Annotated in this window: 14 protein-coding genes; 8 read left to right on the top strand and 6 right to left on the bottom strand. The window is 69.1% G+C overall.

Translation table 11 applies throughout. The features are described 5' to 3' along the window. Positions 1-119: 119 nt before the first annotated feature. The 8 genes from pyrR to OXG33_01225 all read left to right on the top strand — a co-directional run bounded on the left by pyrR (position 120) and on the right by OXG33_01225 (position 9,256). Positions 120-659, top strand: a complete 540-nt coding sequence (gene pyrR / locus OXG33_01260) for a bifunctional pyr operon transcriptional regulator/uracil phosphoribosyltransferase PyrR (protein ID MCY4112552.1) — start codon at positions 120-122, stop codon at positions 657-659. Further along, the gene (locus OXG33_01255) at positions 649-1,587 is read left to right on the top strand and encodes an aspartate carbamoyltransferase catalytic subunit (GenBank protein ID MCY4112551.1); all 939 of its coding nucleotides are present in this window, start codon (positions 649-651) and stop codon (positions 1,585-1,587) included. The genes pyrR and OXG33_01255 overlap by 11 nt, the downstream gene beginning before the upstream one ends. After that, positions 1,584-2,204, top strand: a complete 621-nt coding sequence (locus OXG33_01250; protein ID MCY4112550.1) for a hypothetical protein — start codon at positions 1,584-1,586, stop codon at positions 2,202-2,204. The genes OXG33_01255 and OXG33_01250 overlap by 4 nt, the downstream gene beginning before the upstream one ends. Continuing rightward, positions 2,197-3,555 (top strand): dihydroorotase, encoded by a 1,359-nt coding sequence (locus tag OXG33_01245; GenBank protein MCY4112549.1) that lies wholly within the window; start codon positions 2,197-2,199, stop codon positions 3,553-3,555. The genes OXG33_01250 and OXG33_01245 overlap by 8 nt, the downstream gene beginning before the upstream one ends. Then, a complete protein-coding gene (gene carA / locus OXG33_01240; GenBank protein MCY4112548.1) occupies positions 3,545-4,747 on the top strand; it encodes a glutamine-hydrolyzing carbamoyl-phosphate synthase small subunit in 1,203 nt (400 codons plus the stop codon). Before OXG33_01245 ends, carA begins: the two co-directional genes overlap by 11 nt. 27 nt (positions 4,748-4,774) lie before the next feature. Beyond that, the gene (carB, locus tag OXG33_01235) at positions 4,775-7,996 is read left to right on the top strand and encodes a carbamoyl-phosphate synthase large subunit (GenBank protein ID MCY4112547.1); all 3,222 of its coding nucleotides are present in this window, start codon (positions 4,775-4,777) and stop codon (positions 7,994-7,996) included. Beyond that, the gene (locus OXG33_01230) at positions 7,993-8,796 is read left to right on the top strand and encodes a dihydroorotate dehydrogenase electron transfer subunit (GenBank protein MCY4112546.1); all 804 of its coding nucleotides are present in this window, start codon (positions 7,993-7,995) and stop codon (positions 8,794-8,796) included. The genes carB and OXG33_01230 overlap by 4 nt, the downstream gene beginning before the upstream one ends. Before the next feature lie 199 nt (positions 8,797-8,995). Next, entirely contained in the window at positions 8,996-9,256 is a 261-nt protein-coding gene (locus tag OXG33_01225; GenBank protein ID MCY4112545.1) for a hypothetical protein, read from the top strand. Between the two features lie 30 nt (positions 9,257-9,286). On the opposite strand, the gene OXG33_01220 is transcribed toward OXG33_01225, so the two are convergent. The 6 genes from OXG33_01220 to OXG33_01195 form a co-directional block, all read right to left on the bottom strand. Beyond that, positions 9,287-9,745, bottom strand: a complete 459-nt coding sequence (locus tag OXG33_01220) for a gluconate 2-dehydrogenase subunit 3 family protein (GenBank protein ID MCY4112544.1) — start codon at positions 9,743-9,745, stop codon at positions 9,287-9,289. After that, the gene (locus tag OXG33_01215) at positions 9,742-11,388 is read right to left on the bottom strand and encodes a GMC family oxidoreductase (protein MCY4112543.1); all 1,647 of its coding nucleotides are present in this window, start codon (positions 11,386-11,388) and stop codon (positions 9,742-9,744) included. The genes OXG33_01220 and OXG33_01215 overlap by 4 nt, the downstream gene beginning before the upstream one ends. Positions 11,389-11,663: 275 nt before the next feature. Beyond that, a complete protein-coding gene (locus tag OXG33_01210) occupies positions 11,664-11,879 on the bottom strand; it encodes a hypothetical protein (protein ID MCY4112542.1) in 216 nt (71 codons plus the stop codon). 4 nt (positions 11,880-11,883) lie between these two features. Then, entirely contained in the window at positions 11,884-13,266 is a 1,383-nt protein-coding gene (locus OXG33_01205; protein ID MCY4112541.1) for an HD domain-containing protein, read from the bottom strand. A 15-nt stretch (positions 13,267-13,281) separates the two neighbouring features. After that, positions 13,282-15,930 (bottom strand): VWA domain-containing protein, encoded by a 2,649-nt coding sequence (locus OXG33_01200; protein ID MCY4112540.1) that lies wholly within the window; start codon positions 15,928-15,930, stop codon positions 13,282-13,284. A 4-nt stretch (positions 15,931-15,934) separates the two neighbouring features. After that, on the bottom strand, positions 15,935-17,594 hold a 1,660-nt coding region (locus OXG33_01195), incomplete at its 5' end, for a VWA domain-containing protein (protein MCY4112539.1).

Here is a 17,594-nt window from a genome sequence, read left to right as displayed (position 1 = left end):
GTAGGTGTCGGACGCGGACAGAGGGCCCTCGCGGCCCTTTTTTTGTGCCGCGGACGCCCCGGGCCGGAGGGCAAAGGCATAGGGAGGTGTAGGTGGCAGCGGCGCAGCGCCGCGTGGTGATGTCCGCGGCCGACATTGGCCGCGCGATGTCCCGCATTGCCCACGAAATCATCGAGCGCAACCGCGGCGCGGCATCGCTCGTCCTCGTCGGCATTCCACGGCCCGGACCTGTGCTTGCCGAGCGACTGGCCGGCCTGATCGAGACGATCGAGGGCCGGCAGGTGCCGACCGGCGCCGTGGACACCGCGATGCACCGCGACGACCTGGACCGCCGGTCCATCGGCCCGCCGGTGCGTCCCAGCAATATCCCGGTCGACGTGACCGATCGCACCGTGGTCCTGGTGGACGACGTGCTGTACACCGGCCGCACGTTGCGCGCCGCGCTGGACGCGCTGAACGACTTTGGCCGGCCGCGCGCGATTCAGTTCGCCGTCATCGTCGACCGCGGCCATCGCGAGTTGCCGGTCCGCGCCGATTTCGTCGGCAAGAACCTCCCCACCGCGGACGACGAGCGGGTGACCGTGCGACTGGAGGAACTCGACGGTGAAGACGCCGTGCACATCGAGCGCGTGACGCAGGAGGCCACTCCTGCAACGTAAGCATCTATTGGACGTGAGCGACTTCACCCGCGACGAGTTCGTGGAAGTCCTGGATACCGCCGAGCGAATGCACGCGGTGCTGGAGCGCCCCATCCGGCGCGTGCCGACGCTGCGCGGCACCACGATCGCCAACGTCTTTTACGAGCCCAGCACGCGCACCCGCGTCTCGTTTGAGCTGGCGGGCAAGAACCTGAGTGCGGACGTCGTCAACATCGCCGCCTCGGGCAGCAGCGTCGAGAAGGGCGAGTCGTTGATCGACACGTTCCAGACCATTCAGGCGCTTGGCGCGGACATCGTGGTCGTGCGCCACTCACGCGCGGGTGCACCCGAGTTGGCCTCACGCCACCTTGACTGCGGCGTGATCAACGCCGGCGACGGCACCCGCGGTCACCCCACCCAAGCGCTGCTGGACCTCTACACCGTGCGGCGTCGGCTGGGCGACGTGGAGGGCCGCAAGATCGTCATCGTGGGCGACATCCTGCACAGCCGCGTGGCGCGATCCGGAATCTGGGCCTTCGCGCGCATGGGAGCGCAGGTGGTCCTGAGTGGGCCGCCATCCCTGCTGCCCGACACCATGGCGGCCCTCACCAACGGCGCCGGCGAAGTGCGCATCGAGCACGACCTGGACGCTGCCATCGAGGGCGCCGACGTGGTCATGGCCCTGCGCGTGCAGCGCGAGCGCATGCAGGCGGGCCTGCTGCCGGACCTGCGCGAATACGCTCGCCGCTGGTCGGTCAATCCCGCGCGACTCGAGCGCGCCCAGCGCCACGCGCTGGTGATGCATCCCGGACCAATGAACCAGGGCATAGAAATCTCGCCGGCCGTGGCCTACAGCGAGCAGTCCGTCATCGAAGAGCAGGTGGCCAACGGCGTGGCGGTGCGCATGGCGGTGCTCTATCTCTTGCTCACCGGAGACGGGCGACGATGAGCGGCTATGCGGGATCCGGGCCGCGGGAGATCCTGCCCGGCCTGATCCATTGGTCGGTCGGTTGGCAGCGGTATTCGCTGGAGTCCTACGCCATCGTGCAGCCGGACGGCTGCGTGCTGATCGACCCCAGCGACTACCCGCCGCGCGCGATCGGCGCCATCGAGCGCCACGGCGTCAGCCACATCCTCATCACCAACCACTTTCACGAGCGGGCGGCGGCCATGCTGCGCGGTCGCTTTGGCGCCGAGGTCTGGGCGCCCGAGGGAGACATCGGCGAGCTTGAATCGATAGCGCCCGATCACGTCTACGGCGCGGACACAGAGCTTCCCGCCGGGCTGCAGGCGATCGCGCTCGGCACGATCACCGAGGGCGAGCACGCGCTGCTGTGGCCCGAGAATCGCGGCGTGCTTCTTGTCGGCGACGCGCTGGGGACCACGAGCTATTGGACGCATAACGAAGGCCAGGTTGGCGCACACCCGCGGGCTCGGCCGCCCCATGCCTTGACGGGCCTGCTGGAGCTGCCCTTCACCTCGCTGACGGTGGGACACGGCGAGCCGATTCTCGACGTGGCCAAGGAGGCCCTGCGCCGCTATCTGAACGAGGCCCTGGATGGCTGAGAACACGCCGCTGGTCATTCGCGGTGGACGGATCATCGATCCCGCGAATGGGGTCGATCGGATTGGCGACTTGCTCATCGACGATGGCCGGCTGGTGAGCGTCGGTGAGGTGGGCGCCCAGCTGCCGCTCGGCGCGCCCCGCGTGATCGATGCCACCGGCCGGGTGGTCGCGCCCGGATTCGTGGACGTGCATGCGCACCTGCGGACGCCGGGGTTCGAGTACAAGGAGGACATCGCCAGCGGTACCGCCGCCGCGGCGGCCGGCGGCTTCACCACGGTGTGCGCCATGCCCAATACCGATCCCGTGCTCGATTCGCGGAGCGTAATCGAAGGCTTGCAGGAGCAGATCGAGCGACACGCCATCGTGCGCGTGCTGCCGCTGGCGGCGATCACCTGCGGCCAAAACGGTCGCCAGCTGGTCGAGATGGTGGACCTGGCCGAGGCCGGCGTGGTCGGGTTCACCGACGACGGCCGCCCGCTGGCCGACACCGCGCTGATGCGGCACGCCATGGAATACGCGCGTCCGCTGGGTCTCCCTGTCTCCAACCACTGCGAGGACCCGGCCCTGACCGCCGGCACCACGATGCACGAGGGCGTGGTGAGCGCGCGGCTCGGGCTGCCGGGCACCCCGCGGCAGGCCGAGGAGATCATGCTCGGACGCGATCTGTTGCTCGCGGAGTTGACCGGCGGGCGCTACCACTGCCTGCACGTGACCTCCGGCGGTTCAGTCGACCTGATTCGTCAGGCCAAGGCGCGTGGGGCCAACGTGACCGCGGAAGTGACGCCGCATCACCTGACGTTGACCTGCGACCTGGTGGCCGGACGTGACGATCCGGTGAGCGCGATCCTGCCGCCCTACGACGGCAACACCAAGGTCGCGCCGCCGCTCCGCGAGCAGGCCGACACCGAGCGCCTGCTCGAAGCGCTGCGCGACGGCACCATCGACTGCATCGCCACCGATCATGCACCGCACGCGGTGCACGAAAAAGACATTGAATATGCCGACGCCACCGTCGGCTTCAGCGCTTTCGAGACGGCGCTGCAGAGCGTGCTGAGCCTCGTGCACGCCGACCAGCTGGACCTGGTCGTCGCCATTCGCATGCTCACCAGCGCGCCCGCCCGGGTCTACGGACTGCCCTCGGGAACGCTCACGCCCGGCGCCCCCGCCGACGTGGTGATCTTCGATCCCGACGAGGAGACCGTCATCGATCTGAGCGCCTTCCGCTCGAAGGGGCGCAACACGCCGCTCGCCGGCTTGCCCATGCAGGGCGTGGTGCAGCAGACGATCGTGAGCGGATCGGTGGTCTACGACCGTGCGGCCTCCGCTCCTGAGCTGATCCATGCAGGCTGAGCCCGCCGCCCTCGCGCTCGCCACGGGCGACGTGTTCTTCGGCTACGGCTTCGGCAGCCGCGAGCCGGCCGAGGGCGAAGTGGTGTTCAACACCAGCATGACGGGCTATCAGGAAATCACGACCGACGCGTCGTACCGCGGGCAGATCGTGACCCTGACCTACCCGCTGATCAACAACTATGGCGTGAACGCCGACGACGTCGAGTCGCGCCGCCCGTGGATCGCCGGGCTCGTCGTGCGTGAGCTTGCGCCGACATCCAGCAACTGGCGCGCGGCCGGCGGATTGGGCGCGTTTCTGGACGAGCACGGAATCGCCGGGATCATGGGCATCGACACGCGAGCGTTGGTGCGTGTGATCCGCCGCACGGGACCGGCGCCGAGCCGGCTGGTTCGCGCTCCGCGCGATGTGGCCCGCGGCGCCACGACCCTCCACTGGCTGCGGGGAGCGCATCCGGGCGCCGCGGCCTGGGCCGAGAGCGAGGTCGAGCGGGCGCAGGACTTGCCGCCCTACGACGACCAGCCGTTTGTCGCCGAAGTCACCGTCCCCGAGCCGTTCACGGCCACCAGCGCGCCGTGGGCGCCCTGGCCGGAGCCCCGACGGCGCGACCGAGAACCGCGCATCGCCCTCCTGGACATTGGCGTCAAGACCAACATCGTGCGCTCGCTCGCCCGTCGGGGCGCGCGGGTGCACGTGCTGCCCTACGGCTCAACGCCGAGCGACATCGATGCCCTGCAGCCGGACGGAGTCGTGGTGGGCAACGGACCGGGCGATCCCGTTCAGGCCGACCGGGCCGTAGAAACCGTCCGCGCCATGATCGGTCGCTATCCCCTGATGGGCATTTGCCTGGGGCACCAGGTCCTGGGGCTGGCGATCGGGGCCACCACCAGCCGCCTGCCCTTCGGCCATCGCGGCGCCAACCACCCGGTGCAGGACCTCACGGATGGGCGGGTGCACATTACCTCGCAGAACCACGGCTTTCAGGTGGATGCGGACTCGATTCCCGCCGACAGCGGATTCACCGTGAGCCACGTCAACTTGAACGACGGCTCAGTCGAGGGTCTGAGCCACGAGCGCCTGCCCGTCTTTTCCATTCAATACCACCCCGAGGCCAGTCCAGGCCCCCAGGACAACCAATACCTCTTCGACCGGTTTCTCGACGCGATCGAGGGCGTGGACGGGCACGCGGCTTGACGACGTTGCCGGCCCGAGGACGCATGCGTGGCTGATCTCGACAGCGTGCTGGTGATCGGCTCGGGGCCGATCGTGATTGGCCAGGCGGCGGAGTTCGACTACGCCGGGACGCAGGCCTGCAAGGCGCTGCGCGAAGAAGGCGTGCGCTCGATCCTGGTCAACTCCAACCCCGCCACGATCATGACGGACGAAGGCATCGCCGACCGCGTCTACATCGAGCCCATCACGCGCGAAGTGCTCGCGCGAGTCATCGAGCAGGAACGCCCGCAGGGGCTGCTGGCGTCCATGGGCGGACAAACCGGCCTCAACATGGCGGTGGAGCTTGGCGAGGCGGGCATTTTGGACGCCTCGGACGTGCGGGTGCTGGGCACGCCGCTGGAAGGCATCCAGGACGCGGAGGACCGGGAGCGATTTCGAGCGTTGATGGAGCGCATCGGCGAGCCCGTGCCCGAGAGTCGCACCGTGACCTCGCTGCCCGAAGCCTGGGACTTCGCGCGCTCGTGCGGCTTCCCGCTGGTGGTGCGCCCGGCCTACACCCTGGGCGGAACCGGCGGGGGATTCGCGCGGCATGAGGACGAGTTTGAGGCGGTGGTCAATGGCGGGCTCCAGGCGAGCCCGATCGGGCAAGTCCTCGTGGAGCGCTCGCTGGCCGGGTGGAAAGAGATCGAGTACGAGGTGATGCGCGACGGCGCCGACAACTGCATCACCGTCTGCAACATGGAGAACTTCGACCCGATGGGCGTGCACACGGGCGACTCCATCGTGTTCGCCCCCAGTCAAACCCTCAGCGACAAGGAGTACCAGATGCTCCGGTCCGCGGCGCTGCGCATCATTCGCGCGCTGCGCGTGGAGGGCGGGTGCAACGTCCAGTTCGCCCTCGATCCCAAGTCCTTCAACTACGCCGTGATCGAAGTGAATCCACGCGTGAGCCGGTCATCCGCGCTGGCCTCCAAGGCCACCGGCTATCCCATCGCGCGCATTGCCGCCAAGATCGCCCTGGGCCGGCGGCTCGACGAGTTGCCCAACCCCATCACCCAGCGGACCTGCGCCGCGTTCGAGCCCGCGCTCGACTATGTCGTGACCAAGATCCCGCGCTGGCCGTTCGACAAGTTTGAGCACGCCGACCGGCGCCTGGGCACCCAGATGAAGGCGACCGGCGAGGTGATGGCGATCGAGCGGACCATCGAGGCCTGCCTCAACAAGGCCGTTCGCGGGTTGGAGATCGGCGGCCGCACGCTGCTCTGGGAGGACCCGGCGTGGGCCGACGACGATGAGGCCATCTGGTGGCGCATCGACCATGGGCACGACGAGCGGCTGTGGGCCATCATGGCGGCCCTGCGGCGCGGGGCGGAGCCGGCGGAGGTCGCCCGGCGGTCGCGCATCGACATCTTCTTCGTTGACAAGATGGCCGCCATCCACGCCATGGAGCGCCGCCTGCTCAACGAACCGCTGACGGCCGACCTGCTGTGGGATGCCAAGCGGATGGGCTTTTCCGACGAGATGATCGCCGCGTTGGCCGACGAGCTGCCCCAGCGCGTGCGCGAACGGCGCGAGTCATACGGGATCACTCCGGTCTACAAGATGGTCGATACGTGCGCGGCGGAATTCGACGCCGTCACGCCCTACTACTGGAGCACCTACGAGCACGAAAACGAGGCCCGGCCCGAAGCCGACTCGCCGGCGGTGGTGATCGGCAGCGGACCGATTCGCATCGGGCAGGGCATCGAGTTCGACTACTGCTCCGTCCACGCGGCGTGGGCCCTGCAAGCGGCGGGGCGCGCCAGCGTGATGATCAACTCGAACCCGGAGACCGTGAGCACCGACTTCGACTCGTCCACGCGGCTGTATTTCGAGGCGCTGGACGTGGAGAGCGTGGCCGACGTGCTGGCGAACGAGGGCCGGCGCAACGGGATGCCTCCCGCCATCGCGCAGTTTGGCGGCCAGACGGCGATCAACCTCGCCGAGCCGCTCTACACGCTGGGCCATGAGATCGCGGGCGGCGGTCCGGGCAGCATCGACGAGGCCGAGGATCGGGCCAAGTTCGACCGGTTCCTCGAACGGCTTGGGCTGTTGCGTCCGCCGGGGGCCACGGTGACCCGCATGCAGGACGCGGTGACCGTGGCGGAGCAGCTGGGGTATCCGGTGCTCGTGCGGCCGTCCTACGTCTTGGGCGGGCGCGCCATGGAGATCGTCGACGACCGGCAGGAGCTCGAACGCTATATCCGTGAGGTCACTCAGCCCTCGCCCGAACGCCCGGTGCTGGTCGACAAATACCTCGAAGGCCGGGAGCTCGAAGTCGACGCGATCTGCGACGGCGTCCACACGCTGATTCCCGGCATCATGGAGCACATCGAGCGGGCCGGCGTTCATTCCGGCGACAGCTTTGCCGTGTACCCGCCGGTCACGGCGTCGGCGGCGACGCAGGCGGCCATTCTGGAAGCCACGCAGCGCATCTGCGCCGGCCTCGGCGCGCGCGGGCTCGTCAACGTGCAGTACGTGGAGTACGACGGCGACGTCTACGTGCTGGAGGTGAACCCGCGGTCCAGCCGCACGGTGCCGTTCTTGAGCAAGGCCACCGGAATTCCGATGGTGCGCCTGGCCATGCAGACGCTGTTCGGCGCCTCGCTGGCCGAGCTTGGCTGGGCGCCGGGTCTGGCGCCGGTGCCCCCGTTGGTCGCCGTCAAGGCTCCCGTGTTCTCGATGGCCAAGCTCTCGGGCGTGGATACCTATTTGGGCCCGGAGATGAAGAGCACGGGCGAAGTGATGGGCGTGGATCGCGCGTTTCCGCCCGCTCTGCTCAAGGCCATGATCGCGGCGGGCAACGCGCTGCCGCCCGAGGGCGACGTGCTGCTCTCGATCGCCGACCGCGACAAGCCCGGGGCCGTCGACATCATCCGACGCCTGGATCAGCTGGGATACGGGCTCGTCGCCACGGAAGGCACAGCGCGCTTCATTCGCGACCTTGGGCTCCGCGCTCGCACGGTGGCCAAAATGCGGGCCGGCACCCCAAACGTGGAGCAGTTCATCCGCTCGGGCAGCAGCGTGCTGGTGGTCAACACGCTGACGGGCCGCCGCCAGGCGCTGCAGGACGGTCACTACATGCGTCGGGCCGCCGCGGAGACGCGCACTCCCTGCTTGACCACGCTGGAGACGGTCCGCTCGCTGCTGGACGCGCTCGGCACCACGCGCGGATCGTATGACGTGCGCACAATCGACGAATACCGCGGCGCGGCGCCGGCCTCGGCGTGAAGGCGCAGCAGGAGACGGCGCGGGTCGTCCGCAACGTGCGCATCACCGAGCGCCTGTGGTGGTGCACCTACGAGTCGCCGGGCATTGCGGCGACCGCCCGCGCCGGACAGTTTGCCCACGCCCTGTGCGGCGATCCCGGCAGCTACGACCCCATGCTGCGGCGACCGTTGAGCTTCAGCCGCGTGGAGTCCGAGCAGGGCCGAATCGCCTTTCTGATCGATGTCGTGGGTCGCGGCACCGACTGGCTCGTGCGGCAAGATCCGGGAACGGAAATCGACTTGCTCGGCCCGCTCGGAACGTGGTTCGAGTGGCAGCCGAACGCCGAGCGGGCGCTCTTCGTCGGCGGGGGGATCGGACTGGCGCCGCTGCTGGTAATGGCAGACCGCGCGGCGGCAAACGGCGTCGAATCCACCATGTTGTGCGGCGCGCGGGATGCCGCGGGTATCACTCCCGCGGACTGGATTCCGGAGTCGACGACCTATCTCACTGCGACGGACGACGGCTCGCAGGGCCATGCGGGCGTCATCACGGACCTAGTTCCCGATTGGTGGGACTGGTCCCAGCAAGTGTTCGTGTGCGGTCCCACGCCGATGCTCGAGGCAATGTCGCGGCTCGGCGCCAGATTCGGATTAGAGCGCGGTCAACGCCCGGTCTTCGCGTCGCTTGAGGCGCGCATGGGCTGCGCCGTTGGGGTGTGTTACTCCTGCGTGGTCCGCACCACGCATGGCGTCAAGCGCGTATGTAGGGACGGACCAGTCTTTCGGCAAGACACGCTCTCGTGGGAATGGACCCACGATTAGATCACCCGGCAGCGCACCAATTGCCGCAATACAAGGTCGCAAAAAGATAGCGTGCAAGGCACCGGCAGCCGCCCGCCCAGTATTGCCACGATTACATCCCGGATAGCTTCAACACTGGTCCGACATTTGCATCAGACGATTGGCGTGTGTCATGATGACCCGATCCAATGTGGATTGTTCGACAGGAGTGAGGAATCGGATGAAGGTCAAAGAGGTAGTTTCAACCGGCGACTGGAAGCAGCGACCACAGCGTTCTCGTCGCATCAGCCCTGAGATTCGCGAGATTGTCGACCGTCTGGATAAAACGTCGCGTGGCGAGTGGGTAGTCATCAGCCTCTCGGATCAAGAGAAGAAGCGACAGCCCACGATTCGCGGCCGCATCCAGTCGGCAGCCGCGCAGTCCGGCTTCAAGGTTCAGTTCGAAATGCGGGCCGGCGACCTGGGCGTGCAGAAGGCGTAAGCCAATCTCGGCGGCCACCGGCCGTCGCAACTAAACGCGGCGCCAGGTCCGATTGCGCGTGCGCACACCTTCGAGCAGGGTGGGGTCGAAGGGTCGGGCTTGCGTGTATCCCTCGGGCTGCGGATTCTCGGGTGTGAAGCCTAATTCACGGCGAACCTTGGGGCACGTGTAGTAGGCGTTGTATGTCTGCGTGACCAGGGCGGTGAAGGCCTCGGGTTGCGCCATCTCAACCGTTCGCAAGACATCGGGCCGGGTCGCGGAATCACGTGCCAGAAAACCGCGTGGGCCGGCGGCGATGTCAATCGCCCGCAGCGCTTCGAGCACCGGGCGCCTGACGTCGGGTCGCTCGGCCAGGATGGCGTCCAAGCGCTCGGCGCCTCCGGCCCCGCCGGCGCCTGGCCTTTCGCCATCGGGCGGGACGATCACGTCCAGCACGGCCGTTGCCAGGCGCAACTGCTCGTCGGTCAGGAAGCGCAACTCGGCGTTCACGCGGCGATCTCGCGGTGATGGGCGCCGATCCAGCTTGCCGTGCGCAGGGCCAGCGCCTGAATCGTACTGGTGGGGTTGACCGGCGCCCCGGTCACGAAGAGGCTGGCGTCGACCACGAATAGATTTGGCACGTCGTGGGCGCGGCCCCAGCGGTCCACCACCGAGGTTTCCGGGTCGTTCCCCATCCGCGCCGTTCCCATCAGGTGCCAGCCCGACTCGGGAACGCAGGGCAGCTCCCGCACCTCGTGCGCACCGCACGTTTCGAGGAGCTCGCGCGCCCGCGCGACCACGAAGTCGATCGCGCGCTGCGTGTTGTCGCTCAGCGTGTAGCTGATCTTTGGCGCCGGGATTCCGTGGCTGTCGGTGAGGGTCTCGTCGAGCGTGACCCGATTGTGAAGCTCCGGCAGATCCTCGGTCATCGCGGTGATCGACAGCGTGCGGCCGAGCCGCTTTCGCATCACCCGATGGTGATCGGCGCCCCAGGGTACGCGGTGTGCCGTAAACCCCCCGAGCGCCGTGCTCAGCGGGCCGAAATCGTGATGCAGTTGCATCTGGCATCCACGCACGAAGCCTCGCGACAAGTCGGTTTCGTAGAACTCCTGGCAGTGGAGCAGCACGCCGAGCGGACCCTGGTAACCAACCAGATCTTCCTCGAACTCTCCGCTCACGAAGCCGATGGGATGGAACATCAGGTTCCGGCCGACATACCCGCTCGAGTTGGCGAGCCCGTCGGGAAACAGCGCCGAGGCGGAGTTGAGCAGCAGACGCGGTGTGCCCACGCCGTTGCACGCCATCACGACCGCGCGTGCGGCTTGGTGTCGCGCCACGCCGTCCCGGTCGTAGTAGACGGCGCCGGACGCCCGGCCGCGGGCATCGACCGTGATCTCGCGCACGCGGGCGTGGGTCACGAGGCGCGCGCCGTGGTCCAGGGCCTTGGGCCAATAGGTGACGTGGGCGCTCGACATGGCGCCGTTCGGGCACCCCAAGTCGCACGGACCGCAACGGTTGCACACGTGGCGGCCGTCGCCGTAGGGCGCGGTAAGCAAGGCGCCGTCGGCCGGCCACCAATGCCAGCCGAGCTTTTCGAGTCCGTCGATGAAGACGTACGCGGCGGGATCGAGCGCGACCGGCGGCAGCGGCCGCGGGCCGCGCGGCGGATTGGCCGGATCGCCGCTGAGCCCGGCCACGCCAACGTTGAGGTCGTTTTCTTCGTAGAAGGGCTCCAGGTCCTCATAGACGATGGGCCAGTCGTCGGCCACCCCGTCCAGCGCGCGCACGCGGAAGTCGGATGGCCGAAATCGCGGGAAGTGGCCCGCCCAGTGGATGGTGCTGCCGCCCACGGCGTTGAACATGAGCGGCGCGATGGGCGTGTCGGCATTGTTGAGCGGGTAGTCCTCGGGCCGCCCGCGCACGTTTGGATCGTTGGAAAAGTCGGTCTGCCGGTGCATCTCCCAGTCCGGCAACTCGTGCGGATAGTCGGTGCGATCCAGCCATCCGCCCTGCTCCAGGCAGGTGACCCCGATGCCGGCCCGAGCCAGAGACCAGGCCACGGCGGCGCCCGAAGCGCCGGCGCCGATGATCAATACGTCGGTGGCGTCAGGGTCCTGTGGCACTTCGCTGGACTCGGGGACGAGACGGCTCATGCTAGCGCGTCGCGGGCGGCGACCGGTCGGGTGGGCGCACGACTATCCCAGGCTGCACGCAGCCCGGGCCACCGGATCTGCCCTTCCGTCATTCCGGCGAAAGCCGGAATCCAGGTTCCGGGGTGCGGGAATCTCACTTTCTGCTTCCGAGAACGTACGTCTGAGATTCCTCGCCTGCGGCTCGGAGTGACAATCAAAGCGATCAGACGTGGTTTGCGGGGAGTGTTCCCAGGCTGCACGCAGCCTAGGCCACCGGAAGGGGAGCGCGGCCCCGCTCAGGTCGTGTCGTCGGGCTGGCGGACAACCGTGCCGCGCCGCCCTTCGAGGACCTCCATCGCCAGCAGCACCGTCTCATAGGCCTCACTGGCCCGACGGCCGCGGTCATCGCTGAACTGCGGCGGCAGGCGTTCGAAATCGCCTTCCGCCATCTGGGCAATCTTGCGCTGGAGCCAGCCCCGTAGGCGCTCCCACTGGTCGGCGCTGGACTCCACCGAGCTAGGCCTTGGCCGGTGCGGCCGCTATGCCCGACTCACGCTCGACCAGCTCGCGCGCGATCTCGGTCGCTCCTTCGGTGTCGTCCGGGGCCAGCTCACCGTCGAGCACGAGATTGAGCAAGTGCTGTTTGACGGGCTTGATCCATGGGCCGGGCGGGCGCTGGAACAGCTCCATGAGGGCATGGCCGTCCAGGGGGCTGTCCAGGGCGGTGACGTCCTGCTCGGCCATCAGGCTGTCGCAGCGCGCCCGCAACTCGGCGACGCGGGCGAGTCCCGTCTCGACGCGCCGCGGCCGATAGCTGGTGATGTCGGCGCGGGACAGGGCGAGCAGGTTGTCGAGCTCCGCGCCGGCTTCGCGGATGAAGCGCCGCACCGCGCCGTCCGTCCACGACGGCTCGTAGCCGTTGGCGCGCATGTGCAGCACCACGATGTGGCAGACGCGGTCGGTCAGCCGGTTGTCGGCGCGCAGCCGCTCCAGGATGGTGCGCGTCATGCGGGCGCCGACCTCGGCATGGCCGTAGAAGTGCACCCGCCCGCGACGCACGGTCTTGGTGGCGGGCTTGCCCACGTCGTGCAGCAGGGCGCCCCAGCGCAACTCCAGGCGGTTCGGCGTCCCGGCGAGCACGCGCATGGTGTGGGCGAACACGTCCTTGTGCTCGTGCCGCTCGTCCTGAACCGTGGACTGCATGGCGATCAGCTCGGGAATCACGAAGCCCAGCAGCCCGAGCTCCAGCAGCGTCACGATGGCGCGGTTGGGGCGGTCCGAGGCCATGATGAGGTGCATTTCCGCGCCGATCCGCTCGGCGCTGATCGTCCCCAAGCCCGTGGCCTGGCGGCGCATGGCGGCGGCCGTGTCGCGGTCGATCGTGAAATCCAGTTGGGCGGCGAAGCGCACGGCCCGCAGCACGCGCAGGGGGTCTTCGCGGAACCGGTCGTCGGGGGTGCCCACGGCCCGAATCACGCGCCGCGCGATGTCGCCGAGTCCGCCCAGCGGGTCGAAGATGCGGCCCGTCGCGATGTCCTGCGTGATGGCGTTCACCGTGAAGTCGCGGCGGGAGAGATCGCCCTCCAGCGAGTGGCCGAACGTCACGCTTGGCTTGCGTGAGCCGGGTTCGTAGGTTTCCGACCGATAGGTGGTGATCTCGACCGGCATGTCGCCGAAGATCGCGCCGATGGTGCCGAACCGCTCGCCCACGGCGTAGATATGGTCGGCGCCGGCGCGGCGCAGCAACACTTTGATCTCGGGCGGGCGCGCGTCGGTGGTGAAGTCCAAGTCCGCAGACTCGCGCCCGAGGATGCGGTCGCGCACGGGGCCACCGACCAGATACAGGGCAAACCCCGCCCGCTGAAATGATTGCGCGAGGCGCCCGATGGGGTTATTCACAGGCTAGAAACGATGTCAGGGGCGCTGTCGGAAGCGCCGCAGGCGGCGCAGCGAACGAAGCGCCGTACGCAGCGATTCTACACGCTCCCGAAGCTGTTCCCAGACCTCGCGCGGGGTACCGCGAACCCGGCGAACGCCGATGTCGGCCACGGCGCACAGCAGCCCGATGGTGAGAAACAGCGGCCATCCCAGGTGCTGACCCCCGGGCGTGGCGCGGAGCGCGGTGCGGGCAAGATCCGTCGGCGTCTCGACCATCGCGCCGCCCGTCGCCGCCGCGATGCGGCGCAGCGTGGCCAGGTCGGGCTCGATGCTGCGGAATTCCGCGCGCGCGGGCACCACGAGCGACGTCTGGCTGCTCGCCACCAGCGCCCCGGCGGTGCGTTGCTCGATCTGGACCTCGTAGACGCCCGGCGGAGGGCTGGCCGTGTCGAGCGTGTAGCGGCCGGGCGCTGACTGGTGGGCGGTGTGGGCCAGCGTTTCACCCCCGGGTGAGATCAGTCGCACGCTCGTGTCCAGCCCGTTTCGGAAGCTCCCGTCGGACTCCAGCGAGTCGATCGTGATCGTGGTGCGCTCGGCGGTGGCCTCCACGACCGGGTACAGGCCTTCCGCGAGCGTCCCGTCGGGCGGCGGCATCACCCAGTCCACCGCCTGGCGCAGGTAGGCGGCGAACATGGGCCATTGGGACCAGTCCTCGGCCCAGTCGCCCCCGAGATCCGATGTCCAGGCCACTGCGCGACCACGGCCGAACTGCCACTGCGCCAGGATGGGATCGTTGCTATCGGAGGCCAGCACGACCTCGGCCGTGGGCTTGGCCCGCGTGCGGACGTAGCCCGTCAGGTTGGGCAGCGCCTGCCCCTGCAGCTCGCCGGCAAAGACCGGGCTGGGCGTCTGGAGCCGCGGCTGAAACTCCCGCTCGACGATGGCGAACTCGCCGGCCAACCGCGTCTCTTGCGTCAGGACCCGCGGCAGGTCGCTGGCCGTGGGTGCGAAGTAGTAGCGGCCGTTGCCCAGTCGCGCCACCTCGGTCAGCAGGTCCTTGTCCGCGTCTTCCCCGATGGCGATGGACGAGATGGTGATATCGCGCCGCCGCATCGAGCGGGTCATCGCCTCGAAGTCGCCGCGGTGGGCCTTGCCGTCCGTCAGCAGGATCACGTGCTTCACGGAGGCGTCGACCCGTTGCAGTCGCTCCCTGGCCGTATACATGGCGAGGAACATGTCGGTCAGATTGCCGATCTGAATCCGCTGGATGGCGTCGACCACGCTTGAGAGGTCGGTGACGCTTTCCATGGCGCGCGGCGGGACGACCCACTGCGTGTTTTCGTCGAAGGCGATCACGCCGATGATGTCGCCTTCGTCGAGCACCTCCACCGCCTCCACGGCCCCCTGGATCGCCAGGTCGATCTTGACTTTGTCGTCGGGCGTCTCCCGCGACATGCTCGACGATCGATCGATCAGCAGCACGATGGCCAGGCGTGGGTCGGGCCGCGCCTCGGTTGGGTTCGACCACACGGGAAGCACCTCGTCCAGCGGCGTGCCTTCATACCCGCCCGCGGCGTAGCTTTGGGCGCCGCCGGCCACCACGAGGCCGTAGCCGTCGCGCACGTACTCCCGCAGCGATTCCATCTGGATGCGACTCAGCGAATCGGCGGCGGTATCGGTCATCACCACGGCGTCGAATTCTCTGAGCGCTGTGGACTCGAGGTCCGCCGGTCGGACCGCGGTGATGTCGAGGCCGGACGCCGCGAGCGCCCCCTGGACTGCCGGCGCCACGGCGTCGCCGACGAGCAGAATCGATCCCGCCGGCTGCACCCAGGTGGCGGCCTCGGCCACGTTGTTGGCCCGCCGCACGTCGGCGTCCTCCAGCAGCTCCGCTCGCAGGCGGTGAAAGCCGTCGGGCAGGCCGGTCAAGTCCGCGATGAAGGTCTGGCGACCCGGGCGAAGCTCGACCTGGGCGTCGCTGAGCAGCGTGCCCGCGCTCCACAGCCGGAGTCGTGCGCTGGTGAGACGGCCGGACACGACCGTGATCTGCGCCTGGGCCGCCGCGCCCCGGCGCACCGCCGGGGGCACGTCGAGACCGTCGATGGCCAGGTCGGTGCCGGCCTCGCTCGCCACCGGCATCGGGGAGACCGTGACGCCGCGGACGACCGCCGCGTTGATCGCCGCGTCAAGATTGCCCGCCGTCGGGTTGCCGTCGCTGACGAGCACGATCCGGCCCTCACGATCGGGCGGCACGAGCGCCAGGGCCGCCGAGAGGCCCTGCGCCAGATCCGTCGCGTCGGTCGGCACCGCTGCCGTGAGCGGCGGGGCCTCCTCCAGACGATCAGGTGAGGCGAGCACCGCGGCGCGGCCAGCGAACTGAACCACGCCGACCGGTGTGTCGGAGCTGAAGGCCCGCGCGAAGTCTTCGACCTGCCCCATGGCCAGGGCCTGATCGGCCAGCGGCACGCTGGCCGAGGTGTCAACGGCGAAGATCGTGACGGGTGGGCCGCTGCCGCCTCCGGGTCCGGCCAGCGCCACCACCATGGCGGCGATGGCCACCGAGCGCAGGATCGCGGCAACGGCTGTGCGTCGCCGCGAGAGTCGGGCGCGGCTCGCGTGCGTCATCCAAATGGCGAGCGGGATGAGCGCCAGGAAGGCGAGCAGCCAGATGCGATCCAGCGTCACGGCGCTACCGCAACCCGCGAACGCGGTGGAACCACCACCACTCGGCGATCAGGAAGAACAACGCCAGCGCGGCGAAGACCGGCCACAGCCGGACGGTCTCCGGCACCCCCGCGGTCGCGCCGGCCGTGGGCGCCGCGGCGCCCGTCATCGTCTGGGCGAAACCGGTGCCAACTTCTCCCTCGGGCGGCTCGACCACCAGGCGTGTCTGCGACAGCACCTGGCCATCGCGGTATTGCCGCACGACGTAGGTCCCGATCTCGCCGGCGTCGAGCACCGCGGGGGCGGTGACCGGGAATTCCGTCCGAGTCCCGCTCGGGTGCACCACTTCGAACGCGTCGGCGAGCGGGTGCGGAATCAGCCGCGCCGGCCGGTCGGGGGTGAGCGGCGCATCGCCCCCGCGCGGGTTGAACGGATCGGCCCACTGCAGGACGTTGCTCCACAGCACGGGGTACCAGGGGGCGATGGTGGCGATCGGGGACAGCAGGTCGAGCCCGATGAGCACCAGCCGCCGCCGGTCCATGATCCCGTGGGCCAGCACGGCGCCGCCGTCGACGTCCAGGTCGACTGCAAGCTCGGCCGGTGCACCATAGCGCCGCGCCTGCGGCAGGGTGATCGCGATCGGGTCCACGTGCCTCAGGAGCACGCTGTCCCGGGCGGCGCGGGGCGCGGACTCCAGCGCGGGGAGCTCCTGAATCCCAAGCGCCTCGACATCCGGCGGACCCACCAACACCACCGAGGCGTTGGGCAGCGACTCGGGCAGCCAGCCTTGGAACACGTAGACGTCGTGCGGGCGCTCGGTGTCGAACTCGCCCGGCGTTCCGCCGGCCGCCGTGACCCTGGCCGACGCTTGCAGCGCCCGCACGATCGGCTCGGTTTCCTCACCGACAACGAGGACCCGCAGGTTCCGCGGATCGCTCAGCTCCGCATACGCGGTGTTGTCCAGCGCCAGGCCGTCGTCGCCGCGCACCACGGTGGCGGAGTAGCCCGGCGCCGCGCCGAGATCGTCGATGAGCAAGGTTTCGCGGGCGCGCGGCTCGATGGTCAGTTGGCGTTCGGCAACGTCGATGCCGGCCGCCTCGATACGGATTGTGACGTCGGCCGCCCGCGTGCCGTCATTGCGGACCACGATCAGGCCTTGGACGCCGCGCGCCTCTCCAAACTCCCGGCGCACGGCGAATTGCTCCAGCGCCACGTTGGCCGCGTCCCCCGCCACGATGAACGCCGTCACGTCGTCATAGGCGCGGCCCGGCGGCAGCTCGAACGCGCCGTCGCTGAACAGCGCCACCATGCCGCCGGCGGCGAGCGGCGCCAGGGACAGCGCAATGTCCAGCGTTCCCGGAATCGCACCCTCGGCGGCGGTTGGCCGGATGCCGTCGATCGCGGCCTCGATCTCAAATCGGTTGGCGCTGTGCGTTACCAGCGGCCGCGGCGCGCCCTCGGCGCTGAGCACCGACACGCGCACGTCGGCGGGCAACGTGCGGACGAACGCGATCGCCTGGTCCTTGGCGGCTTCGATCCGGGGACGGCCCACGTCGGCAATCTGCATGGACATGGACGCGTCCAGCACCACCGCCACCGGCGGTCCGACGGTGCGCGTGCCGGTGCATTCGGGCCGTGCCAGCGCCAGGGCCAGGGCCGCGACGAGGAGCAGCTGGAGGATCAGC

It is taken from the genome of Chloroflexota bacterium (assembly GCA_026708035.1).
Taxonomy (GTDB): domain Bacteria; phylum Chloroflexota; class UBA11872; order UBA11872; family UBA11872; genus JAJECS01.
This window is presented reverse-complemented; position numbering and strand designations above follow the sequence as displayed.

Bases quoted from the DNA above. Each gene is read 5' to 3' on its own strand.
- pyrR (MCY4112552.1), top strand. From the start codon at position 120: ATGTCCGCGGCCGACATTGGCCGCGCGATGTCCCGCATTGCCCACGAA.
- OXG33_01250 (MCY4112550.1), top strand. From the start codon at position 1,584: ATGAGCGGCTATGCGGGATCCGGGCCGCGGGAGATCCTGCCCGGCCTG.
- OXG33_01245 (MCY4112549.1), top strand. From the start codon at position 2,197: ATGGCTGAGAACACGCCGCTGGTCATTCGCGGTGGACGGATCATCGAT.
- carA (MCY4112548.1), top strand. From the start codon at position 3,545: ATGCAGGCTGAGCCCGCCGCCCTCGCGCTCGCCACGGGCGACGTGTTC.
- OXG33_01225 (MCY4112545.1), top strand. From the start codon at position 8,996: ATGAAGGTCAAAGAGGTAGTTTCAACCGGCGACTGGAAGCAGCGACCA.
- OXG33_01215 (MCY4112543.1), bottom strand. From the start codon at position 11,388: ATGAGCCGTCTCGTCCCCGAGTCCAGCGAAGTGCCACAGGACCCTGAC.